The sequence below is a fragment of the Syntrophorhabdaceae bacterium genome (assembly GCA_036504895.1).
Classification (GTDB): Bacteria; Desulfobacterota; Syntrophorhabdia; order Syntrophorhabdales; family Syntrophorhabdaceae; genus PNOM01.
Genome location: DASXUJ010000063.1, coordinates 16,266 through 27,007, shown reverse-complemented (window position 1 = coordinate 27,007; position 10,742 = coordinate 16,266). Strand labels below are relative to the sequence as shown.

The 10,742-nt window shown below is 54.7% G+C and carries 10 protein-coding genes and 1 pseudogene; 6 read left to right on the top strand and 5 right to left on the bottom strand.

Annotated elements, in window-relative coordinates:
- From VGJ94_08715 to VGJ94_08695, 5 genes are all read right to left on the bottom strand, one after another.
- The coding region (locus VGJ94_08715; protein ID HEY3276688.1) for a hypothetical protein at nt 1–348 on the bottom strand (348 nt) is incomplete at its 3' end.
- A 120-nt stretch (nt 349–468) separates the two neighbouring features.
- Nucleotides 469–1,518 (bottom strand): phosphate ABC transporter substrate-binding protein PstS, encoded by a 1,050-nt coding sequence (gene pstS / locus VGJ94_08710; GenBank protein ID HEY3276687.1) that lies wholly within the window; start codon nt 1,516–1,518, stop codon nt 469–471.
- Between the two features lie 183 nt (nt 1,519–1,701).
- Nucleotides 1,702–3,444, bottom strand: coding sequence for an ATP-binding protein (locus tag VGJ94_08705; GenBank protein ID HEY3276686.1), 1,743 nt, complete (start codon nt 3,442–3,444; stop codon nt 1,702–1,704).
- Entirely contained in the window at nt 3,441–4,121 is a 681-nt protein-coding gene (locus VGJ94_08700; protein HEY3276685.1) for a response regulator transcription factor, read from the bottom strand. The genes VGJ94_08705 and VGJ94_08700 overlap by 4 nt, the downstream gene beginning before the upstream one ends.
- A gap of 286 nt (nt 4,122–4,407) precedes the next feature.
- Entirely contained in the window at nt 4,408–5,670 is a 1,263-nt protein-coding gene (locus VGJ94_08695; GenBank protein ID HEY3276684.1) for a DUF445 family protein, read from the bottom strand.
- A gap of 667 nt (nt 5,671–6,337) precedes the next feature.
- Here VGJ94_08695 and VGJ94_08690 point away from each other — a divergent pair.
- From VGJ94_08690 to VGJ94_08665, 6 genes and pseudogenes are all read left to right on the top strand, one after another.
- A pseudogene (locus VGJ94_08690) lies at nt 6,338–6,607 on the top strand (HU family DNA-binding protein).
- A gap of 323 nt (nt 6,608–6,930) precedes the next feature.
- Nucleotides 6,931–7,653, top strand: a complete 723-nt coding sequence (locus tag VGJ94_08685) for a flavodoxin family protein (protein ID HEY3276683.1) — start codon at nt 6,931–6,933, stop codon at nt 7,651–7,653.
- 115 nt (nt 7,654–7,768) lie between these two features.
- Nucleotides 7,769–8,278 (top strand): hypothetical protein, encoded by a 510-nt coding sequence (locus tag VGJ94_08680; protein HEY3276682.1) that lies wholly within the window; start codon nt 7,769–7,771, stop codon nt 8,276–8,278.
- A gap of 225 nt (nt 8,279–8,503) precedes the next feature.
- The gene (locus tag VGJ94_08675; GenBank protein ID HEY3276681.1) at nt 8,504–8,764 is read left to right on the top strand and encodes a hypothetical protein; all 261 of its coding nucleotides are present in this window, start codon (nt 8,504–8,506) and stop codon (nt 8,762–8,764) included.
- 553 nt (nt 8,765–9,317) lie between these two features.
- Entirely contained in the window at nt 9,318–10,133 is an 816-nt protein-coding gene (locus tag VGJ94_08670) for a methyltransferase domain-containing protein (protein HEY3276680.1), read from the top strand.
- Nucleotides 10,134–10,191: 58 nt separating this feature from the next.
- On the top strand, nt 10,192–10,710 hold the full coding sequence (locus VGJ94_08665; protein ID HEY3276679.1) for a Slp family lipoprotein: 519 nt from the start codon (nt 10,192–10,194) through the stop codon (nt 10,708–10,710).
- Nucleotides 10,711–10,742: the final 32 nt, after the last annotated feature.

Below are 10,742 nucleotides of genomic sequence, written 5' to 3'. Positions count from 1 at the left end.
GAAGGGTATGGAGAGGGCCAGGGCGAGAAAGGAGGTGAGGAGCGTTCCCACGAGAAAGGGGAGGGCCCCGAAGGTCTCGGTCGCGGGGTTCCAGGTCCTTCCATAGAAAAAGGCCACGCCGAAGGTCTTGATGGCGGGGATGGAAGAGACGAGGAGGGTGAAGAAGACGGCGAGGAGCAGGACTACCATGAAGAAGGCCGAAATAGTGAGGACCGCGCTGAATCTCTTTTCGGACTTATCCACGTAGCGTGCCCTGGCAGGACCGCACCTATCCGCTGCCGGCGCGCGGGTCGAATCAGGAGTCAGGAGGAGGAGAGCCTTTTTCTTGTCTGTCGTCATAGTAACCATAAAGTGCAACCATAATGTGGTAGGTCCTTCCCGTGAAAGAGAAGGCCCGGTCTGAGAATAATTTTCGGCCACCCGGGTCCAAGGGACAGGACCCTCATGCCCGGTTGATCCGGCAGGGGGCTACTTCACGAGCGGCGCGCCCTGGTAGGTCATGGACTGAATGATCTTCTGCGCCTTGAGTACCCCTTCCCTTGGAAGGGGCGAGTATTGGAGGGGCTCCACGTATTTCTGTCCGTCCGTGACGATCCAATTGAGCATCTTCACGAGGGCCTCCGCATGCACCCTGCTCCTTCCGCCATAATTCTGTTCCTTGTAGAATATAAGCCATGTGAAGCTGCCTATGGGATAGCCGTCAGCCCCATCCGTATCGGTGAGCGACGCGTTCGTATCGTCGGGAAGCTTCACGTTCGCGGAGGCGCTCACCGATTTGACGGTGGGCTCTATGAATTTTCCCGCCTTGTTCTTGATGGCGCCGTACACCATTTTATTCTGAAGGGCATAGATAAGCTCCACATATCCGATCCCGCCCGTTGTCTGTTTCACGTATCCCGCCACGCCGGGGTTGCCCTTCTGTCCGATCTGCCCCGCGGGCCAGTTGAGCGCCTTGCCCGCGCCTATCTTTTCTTTCCAGTCCTTGCTCACCTTACTTAAGTAATCGCTGAAGATATAGGTAGTCCCGCTCCCGTCCGCCCGGTGGACCACGCTGATCGTCTGAGCGGGCAGCCTGGCGTCGGGGTTGAGGGCCGCGATCCTGGGATCGTTCCACTTGGAGATCTTGCCGAGGAAAATATCGGCCACTACATCGGGCGAAAACTTGAGCTTGGGGTTTCCCGGCAGGTTGTAAGTGACCACCACCGCCCCGAGGCAGGTGGGGATGTGGAGGACAGGGGCGCCCGCGTCTTTCAGCTCCTTCGCGGTCATGAAGGCGTCGGTGCCGCCGAAATCGACCGTCCGCTTGATGAGCTGGTTGATGCCGCCCCCGGAGCCTATGCCCTGGTAGTTGATTTTCACGCCGTATTGCTGATTGTAGGCGTCGAACAATTTCGAATAGAGGGGTTGGGGAAAGGTAGCGCCCGCCCCGAGAAGCTCCTGCTCCTTTGCCGGCGAGACGCCGACGGAGGCGAATATTATCAGGATCCCCAGAATAACCGATTTCATCAGCTCTTTCATACATTCCTCCAGGATAAGAGATAGAAGCCCCCGCGGGCTGTCCCCCGGCGCCGGTCTATGGCGGATCAAAGGGCTTTCCCGTTCAGGTCAGCTATAGTCTACGGGCCCTCTGTTAGCACGGGATTAATAGAATGTTAATTTCATGTTAAGAAAACATCAAGGAGCCTCGTCGGGACGAGGCGTTCACGCAGTGCGGGGCAGGGGGAGAAGGATGGTGAAGACGGTGCCTTTTCCCATGATACTTTCCACCTCGATACTCCCTTTGTGGAGCATTACCACGTGCTTTACGATGGAAAGGCCGAGGCCGGTTCCGCCCATTTTCTTCGATCGCGACTTATCGACCACATAAAAACGCTCGAAAATGCGGGAGAGGTGCTCCCTCGGTATGCCGATGCCTGTATCCTTGACGACGATCGCCACTTTGCCGGCCCTTTTCGCAAGAGAGATGTCGATGCCGCCCGTCTCGGAATATTTTACCCCATTATCGATAAGGTTTATGAGCATCTGCTCGAGTCTGAAAGGGTCTCCTTCGATTACGGGCAGGTCCTCTTCCGCGGACAGGCGGAGATAGAGATTCTTCTCTTCGATCCTGGTGACGAATATTTTGATTACATTTGCGGTAAGCTCCTTAAGGTCGACCGCAGAAAAATCAAGCTCCACGTCTTTAGCCTCGAGACGGGATATGGTGAGGAGATCGTTGATGATGTGAATGAGCCGGTTCGTGTTCCTGCTTATGATCTCCACGTAGTGTCTCGTCTCCTCGTCCCGCGCGCTCTCCTCCAGGGCCTCGGCGAACCCCTTTATGGCGGTAAGGGGCGTCCTCAGCTCATGGGAGACGTTGAGGACGAAATCGGTTTTCACCCGTTCGAGTATCTTGGTCTGGGTGATGTCGTGAAAGACCAGGGCGATCTCCTCTTCCGACTTCAGGAGCGTGGCGCTGCACAGGAAGATCCTCTTGCCGAACTCGATCTCTTCCATCCGGTTCACCCGGTTTCGCCGGACCTTCCGGACAAGCTCGTCGAAGCGCGGCTCTCTGAATATCTCCCAATAATACTTGCCCCCGATGCCGATCCCTTCGTCTGTGAGGCCCCTGAAACTCTCATTGTAGAGGAGCACCCTGTCATCCCTGTCGAGCACGAGAAGTCCCTCCTGGAGGGAAGAGATGATGCTGGTCAGCTCTTCTTTCTGATGGGTCAGCTCGGCAAAGAGGTTCCGGATCTGGGCAACCATGGAGTTGAAATTGTCGGCAAGATCCTTAAGCTCGTCCCGGCTTTTCAGGAGGACCCTCACATTAAAATCCTGGTTTGCAACCTTCCTCGAAGCCGCGCCGAGCTGCCGTATGGGTTTCGTGAGCCGCCGGGAAAAGAGGAGGGCCCCGAAAAGGGAGAGGCCGAGAATAATAAAGGTGATGAGGAGTATCTGTCCTGTGATCCGGCTAAGGGCAGTGTTCATCGCCTTGAGAAAGAGGCTCAGGCGCACCACTGCCACAACCTTCCCTCCCTGCGTCACGGGCAGGGCCACGTAGAGCATCTCTTCCTTCAACGTATCGCTCTGTCTCAGAAATCGGCCCGTCTTTCCTTCGAGGGCCTGGGCCACCTCCGTTCTCGTGCGGTGGTTCTCCATAGCCGCGGGATCGGCCTCTGAATCTGCGAGGACGCGACCGTCCGGGGCAATGAAGGTGATACGCGTATTTATCTCCTTTCCCACTTTCTTCGCAAGCCCGTCCAGATCGTGGTACTTTTTCCCGAGAACCAGGGGGATGGCGCTTGTCTCAAGGGCTGTTGCGAGATTCTTAAGGTCCCGTGCAGCGCTCTCCACATAAAAATTACGGATCCAGGTAAAAGAAAAAGCGAGTATGAGGCCGGAGAGGACCACGGCAATGAGCGCATACCCTGTAAACATTTTAAGGAAAATGGTAGGTTTCATTCTTCCAGTTTATATCCCATGCCCCGCACGTTCTTGATCAGGGCGGAGACCTTTCCCAGTTTCTCCCGCAGGTGCCTGATGTGGACGTCGACGGTCCTGTCGACCACGGTCCTGTCCTGTCCCCAGACAAAGTTGAGTATCTGGTCCCGTGAGAGGACCCGTCCCCTCTTCGTGGAGAGGAGCTGAATGATCTTGAACTCCGTAGGGGTGAGCTCCCTTTTCGTACCCTCCACGCTCACCTGGACCTTCTCCAGGTCTATGACCATAAGGTCATCCACGTAAATCTTCTTCGTCTCCTGTCTCTGCTCGGGTCTTCGGAGCACCGCCTTTACCCGCGCCACGAGCTCCCTCGAGGAGAAAGGCTTTGTGACATAATCATCGGCGCCCAGCTCGAGACCGAGGACCCTTTCCGTCTCCTCCGTCCTGGCGGTAAGCATGATGATGGGGATGACGGAGTACTTATCGTGAGCCTTCAGGTATTTGCATATTTCGAGCCCGTCCGTATCGGGCAGCATAAGATCGAGAATTATAAGGTCCGGGGTCTCGGGATCGAGGCTGCGGAGAAAGGACTCGGCGTCCGGAAAGCTTTTGACTTTGAAGCCCGCTTTTCCGAGGTTGAGAGAGACGAGTTCCACGATGTCCGGCTCGTCATCGACGACTGCAATCAGTTTATTCATGGATTCTCCTGTATCCCGGATGCCGCCCGCCGGTCTATCCCACACTTGTCGGGCACTCAATGTTATCAAGTAATTTGGCGGCAAAAAGTGTGTAAAGTCAAGATCAAAAACCGCGCAATTCACAGGATGAAGCCGAATTAATCAAAACTTAATACATTCTTAACCTGTCATAAATAATTCAGCCGATCATAGGAGTAGAATAAAGGCCAAAAAGGACATCCCCTCCCGCCTCTTCCGGGATAGGTGGTATGCTTCCTGATCATCCTGTTTCCGGGGGGCCGGACAGTCAGAATAGGCGGGATACGATGTAGATGAGGATGCCCACGAGACCTCCCACGACGGTCCCGTTGATCCTGATCCACTGGAGGTCTTTGCCCACATAGAGCTCGATGGTACTGCTCGTTTTGACCGCATCCCAGTGGGTTACCGTATCGGAGACGATGGAGATGATGGTGTCCGCGTACTCTTCGGCGAGATTGACGAGGCTGGTATGGACCCAGCGGTTCAACCCTTGCCTTACGGAGGCCTGCTCTATGAGGCTCCGGCCTGCGAAGAGGATCGCCTTTTCCAAGTGAAAGCGAAGATCGGAGGACGGGTCGGAGATCTCACCCATCAGTTTGCTTTTCAATCCGGACCATATGTCTTCGAAATAGACCCGCGTGGACGGCTTCTCGAAGAATTCGGAGCCCACCGCATTGATCCGGCGCGAGAGCCCCTCCGACCGGTCCAGGTCTTGTATGAAGGTCCGAACCGCCTCATTGAGCTTCCTTCTCATTTCATGGTTCGGGTTATCATGGATGGAAAGGAGGGCATCCTCCACTTTACTTACCATCTTGTTGAATATCATGTCGTCGACAAAATCGGGGATCCACCACGCCTGGGAGATTTTTGCCTCTTCCCTTATCTGCTCCCTGTTGCGCTCGATTGCGCCACCCGTGAAGGTCAGTACCTCGGTGAGGAGATCCTGGTGCCTGTTCTCGCGGACCATCAGGGACAGGACGTCCCGTATGAGGGGCACGATCTTCATCTTTCCCAGGTTTCTCAGCATAAGATCGACGGAGAAGCGCTTCAGCTCCTCGTCCTCAAATTGTCCGGCAAGGGAGCCGGCCTCTTCTGCCAGCCGAGCGGCGATGGCCTTTGCATTTCCGGGGTCCGCAAGGGCGGCCCCCAGACGGCCGGCGAAGTCGACGCTCCCGAGCTTCCGCTCCAGCGCTTCCCGGGCGAGGAAATTATGTTTTATGAACGTAGCGAGGTTGAGGCCGAATTTGTCCTTGTTCCTCTGAAGGATGGCCGTATGCGGTATGGGCAGGTTGAGGGGGTGCCTGAAGAGGGCGACCACCGCAAACCAGTCGGCCAGGGCCCCCACTATGGCCGCTTCGGAAAAGGCCCTTGAAATCTCGAAGAGGGGATACCTTTTTTCAAGGTAACGGGAGACGGCGTAGAGCGCGGCCATTGCGACGAGAAGGCACGTGGAGAGGGTGCGCATCCTCCGCAGGGATGCTCGCTGCGCCGCTTCGTCTATCTTCCTGCCGGACTGGAATGTAGTCATAGCTAAAACGGTAACCCGCCCCATCCGTATGCCGGTTGAGGGGTGCACCACTATTTGATTAATATAAAGAGAACAGGGCCGGTTGACAAGATAATGCGGTCCCGCCCTTTCCTTTGCCCATGCCCGAAAATTAATCCATCCTTAAAATATACAGGCGGTAGGCTGCCGCGATGGTGGTTCCCCTCCCCCCATTCCCTCGGCCTGCTTCTCCTCATGGACACGACAAAATACAGCAGGGCGGCTCAACCGTTTCATGGAGAAGGCAGGGGCGGACGGGTTCCTCGATTATCACGACACACAACGACCGCCGGGCCTCCCGGACAGATAGACGATTGATAGAGGAACGCATAAAGAAGACCGCCCTCCTGCTTGAGGCGACGTGGCTCGGACATGTTCTTTATGACAGGCAGGAGCAGGGTGACAGGGTCTTCTATCTCGATTCACGCGAGCCGGGAAGGCCTGTAAGTCGTCCCCGTTAATCCCCTCCCCACTCTTCAAAGAGTTTAAAAGCAAAAAAATTGTCGATTTATGCAAAAATATCTTGCTTTTTCGTATGATTATGATATTAACTTCTTGTGATTGGTCGTTCTATAAGGATTGACATGACAGGCAAAGCTTATTTGCCTGATAATCATACATCCACATATACCACAAGGAGGTAGTTAGAATGACCAAGGCTGATATTGTCTCCAAACTTTCAGAAGAAATCAAAGTTACCAAAGTTACCGCAGCAAAGGCCCTCTCCGTGGTCACCGGTACCATCGAGCAGGCGATAAAGAAGGGTGAGAAGCTGACACTCGTGGGCTTCGGCACATTCTCGGTTTCCGAGAGGAAGGCCCGTAAGGGAAGAAACCCGAAGACCGGCAAAGAGATCAAGATTGCCGCAAAGAAAGTCCCCAAGTTCACCGCGGGAGCAGCATTGAAAGCCGCAGCAAACGGAAAGGCAGCCACAGCGAAAACCGCAGCAAAGAAAGCTCCTGCGAAACCGGCAGCAAAGGCAAAAAAGAAATAATTTAACGATTATCGGGAGCGGGCCCTCTGGCCCGCTCCACTTGTGTCCATGGCACGCCGTGCAGGAGGCAAAGCTCTATTTTTGTGTCTCCCCTCTTCCCGTAAGAACCTGCTCCCCTCGGACCCTTTTTTTTAGCCCTGTTCAACTTCTTTCATAAGCCCCTCCTTCCTTATGATAGACTATTCAGGTATTTGTGACGGGCAAAGACAATATTTTCGCGGACCGATAGCCAAAGGAGGAAGAAGGGCATGGAAGTTACCATCTTGAACGGAAGTCCCAGGGGCGCCGGGGGCGTGACGGGCGCGCTCCTCGGGAGCCTGACGGAAGGGCTCACCCAAGGAGGATCCCGGGTAGAGCGCTTCGAAGTGGCGGCCATGAAGATCGCGGCCTGCACGGGATGCCTCTCATGCATGCATAAAACCCGGGGAGAATGCGTCATAAAGGACGATATGACGGCAATATACGAGCGGGTAAAGGCGACGGACCTGCTGGTGATCGGCACTCCCGTGTACACCCACAACATGACCGCCCAGATGAAGGCGGTGATGGACCGTTTTGTCTGCTCGATGCAGCCCTTTCTGCAAAAAGACGGGTCGGGGAGAATGAGCCATACCCACTGGTGGCCCATGCCCCCAAAATACCTGCTCGTCTCCACTGCGGGCATGCCCGATCACGACATCTTCGCGCCCCTTATCGCCACCTTCAGAGCCCAGGCCGTGAATGCGGGATCGGACCCGGTCGCCGAAATCTGCGTTGCCGGCTCTCTCGTATTCCAGATCGAGCCTTCAAAGATTGAACCGCACCGCGTGATGCTCCGGGAGCTGGGCCTGACCCTCGCCCAAAGCGGTGTGGTCGATCCTACCCTTGTGGAGAAACTCAACGGACCTGCGTTTACAATGGCCGAATATATGTCATCGGCACAGACGTATGAAGCCTGGTGCAGGAGAAAACTCGGCATGGCCGGGGAATGATTCTTTCCGGCGGGCCGGTCCCCTCCGCCCACTTGCATTCGCTTTAAAGAGCCGGATAAAATAGGGAGCGTGTGATGGGTGAAAAAGAGAAAAAGAAGGAGGGTGCGGGGGGATATTGAGGTCGATCGGGCGTATCATTTTATCCCTTATGGGGCTCTTCCTTTTGACGGGCTATTGCCTTGGGGAGGACGCGGTATTTGTCGCTCATCTGGAGAAGATCTCGCGACTGGAGATGGAGCTCAGGCTCCTCGATCTGGAGCTGAACAGACCATGGGCGCTTTCCTCCGCCAAATATCAATACGTCTCCAGGATCGTCTCGGTGGCGGGGAAGGATACGATCACGGCAATCGTCTACGTATTTCCTTCGATCCTGAAAACGAGCGTAAAGGAGCGGAAGAAGCGAGTTTCGGAAGTCTGTGCGGCCCTTTTCGAGGAATATGAGACACGATTCTGGATGACCGATCCTGGTTCCAAGAAAGTGACCGGCGAGATAGGGACCCCTATAAGCCGTATGAAATCCTGCAATATGGCGGTGTACATATATACCGAATATCCTCAGAACCTCCTGCTGGCCGACTGGGAGTGCGGCTCCCTGCGTTACAAGAAGGAATTCCTCAGGAAATAGCCCCATCCGACCCCTGCGGCATCGGGTCCATTCCGGAGAGGATAATAATCCTGCAATTCATAAATTAACGAACGGGTTTTGACAAAATTCTTCAATTCACGAACAGGTCGAGATTGGTTTGGAATCCACTGTCTTTAATATCAGCAGCTTATCTCAGCGGAGACATTTGGCACCGTAAATGCAACTATCACTCCCAAGAAGTTAAATAAACCATGAGGTGTCTAAATGAAGAAAGCAGCATTGATCGTATTGGCCCTTCTTATCAGCGTAGTATTCGTCTCCACCGGTTTTACCCAGGACAAGCCGGCCGCCGCTCCTGCAGACAAGGCCGCAGTAGCCGCCCCTGAGAAGAAAGACGATGGCGCAGTAAAAGAGACCAAGAAGGCGAAGAAAGCAAAAAAGGCAAAAGCAAAAAAAGAAGCAAAACCTGCCGAAGACAAAGCAGCAGCACCCGCCGAGAAAGCTCCCGAGCCCGCAAAGAAGTAGTACTACCCGTACGAACGGCGGGAGCCTTGAGCTCCCGCCTTTTTTATTGATTCATCCGAAGGGATGGACCATTTCTGGAACACTCACACTTCTCTTCAACTTTTCTCCCCCAATTTTTCAAATAATCGAAACGAGAGTCGGAACAACTCCTTGACGGCAGGAGAAGGACGTCTTACGGTGTTGAGGGAGGGAGCGTGAGATCGCTCCTTTCCCGCACGATTGACCAAAATGGAGAAAATAAATTCGAAACTTTCCTTGACTGGGATGGGAAGGATATTATATAGGTATTCTATACTACCTAAATTGAGCAGCCCCGCACCCCCTCTAAAGGGAGTCAGGGTGAGGGCGATCGACAAAGGCTTCTATCCCGGAGAGGGGACGCAATTCCTGTATTTCGGAGGGAAAGTGCCGCTATAGCGGACTGCCCCCTTCACTGGAAAAACAGAAACGAGCGCCCATGGACGGAGTTCTATTGATGACTACACGTGAGTCCGGCGGGCGGAAGCGGCAGGTGAACCAGCAGCTATCACGGACATAGCGGAGGGCGGGAATCATGGAAACGAGAATAGCAAGAGTCAGGCAGTCCAGGGCGAAGAAGGTGACGGAGCATGTCGTAAGAGGACGTAACCGTAATCTCCGGGAAGCACGGATCTCGGAGTTCACGGAGTATGCGGACGGCTCGGGTTATGCCGAGGGCCTCCTCAAGATATTAAAAATCGAGCCTGAGTGGACCGTGCTCGACGTGGCATGTGCGGGCGGGACTCTGGCGATCCCTCTCGCATCGAGAGTGAAGAGCGTCACGGCAATGGACCACTCGAGGGAGATGCTCGATCTCCTGGAAGAGCGTTGCGCCGAGAGGAGTATAAAGAATATTTCTCCTGTCAGGGGGTGGTGGGACGACAACTGGTCTGCCCTCAAGATCGGGGTCCATGACGTGGCCATTGCTTCACGGTCCCTCGGTTCCCATGATCTTCTGGATTCGGTGATGAAGCTGAACAGGGTTGCCAGAAAGCAGGTCTATATTTCGCAATGTGTCGGAGACGGTCCCTTCGACCGCAGGATCTATGAGGCGACCGGCCGAAAGCTCGAGATGGGTCCCAGCTATACCCATATCTACTATAACCTCCTTTATCAGCACATGGGCATCCTCGCCAATATCGCCTTCGTCCGCGAAGACTATGCCAATGACTGGGCGAGCCACGAGGAAGCGGTCGAGGCCCAGAAGTGGATGTTTCAGGACCTGACCGAGGCGGAAGAGGACAAACTGAGGGCCTTCATGAAAGAACACCTCCTAAGGGTGGACGGAAGATGGAGGCTGCCTTATGAGATGCAGTGCAACTGGGCCATAATGTGGTGGGAGAAAGAGTAGAGGCCTAAGCGGAGGACCTTGCGCCGTCGCCGCCTATAGTATGAGAGGAGCGCGAACCGTGAAAAAATGTCTCCTCCTCACCACGGCAGTTCTTATGCTCTTGTCGTGCTCGGTCATCCGCAAGGATCTCATGAGCGAAGGCATAAGGAAATTTTCCTTTCTTGAAGTAATGAAAGACCCCGGCCGATATGAGGGGAAACTTTTCATTCTCGGCGGTAAAATCGCTTCGGTGAAGCTGACCGAAAGAGGCTCCCTGATAGAGGCAGTCTATGTGCCCGTAGACTGGACCGGTGAACTGGAGGGGGTACCCCAGCCCACGACGAGGTTTCTCGCCCTCTACCCCAAAGACAGGGGCATGCTCGATCCGGTAATCTATAAAAAGGACAGGGAGATCACCCTCGCGGCCTTCTTCCGGGGAATCGAAGAGGGGAAAATCGACGATATGAAATACACCTTTCCCTCTTTCGTGGCGGAACAGGTATATCTCTGGGAGGAGACCCCTTCGGTGCTTTACGCGCCCTACTATCCCTGGGGTTCATCTTATTACCGCTATCCCGGGGGATATTGGCGGCGTTGATGTTTTCCGCCTTTCCGTTGGTTTCATAGGGA

Excerpts from the sequence above, each read along its gene's own strand:
- VGJ94_08670 (HEY3276680.1), top strand. The coding sequence starts at position 9,318 with ATGGAAACGAGAATAGCAAGAGTCAGGCAGTCCAGGGCGAAGAAGGTG.
- VGJ94_08695 (HEY3276684.1), bottom strand. The coding sequence starts at position 5,670 with ATGACTACATTCCAGTCCGGCAGGAAGATAGACGAAGCGGCGCAGCGA.
- VGJ94_08675 (HEY3276681.1), top strand. The coding sequence starts at position 8,504 with ATGAAGAAAGCAGCATTGATCGTATTGGCCCTTCTTATCAGCGTAGTA.
- VGJ94_08705 (HEY3276686.1), bottom strand. The coding sequence starts at position 3,444 with ATGAAACCTACCATTTTCCTTAAAATGTTTACAGGGTATGCGCTCATT.
- pstS (HEY3276687.1), bottom strand. The coding sequence starts at position 1,518 with ATGAAAGAGCTGATGAAATCGGTTATTCTGGGGATCCTGATAATATTC.
- VGJ94_08700 (HEY3276685.1), bottom strand. The coding sequence starts at position 4,121 with ATGAATAAACTGATTGCAGTCGTCGATGACGAGCCGGACATCGTGGAA.
- VGJ94_08685 (HEY3276683.1), top strand. The coding sequence starts at position 6,931 with ATGGAAGTTACCATCTTGAACGGAAGTCCCAGGGGCGCCGGGGGCGTG.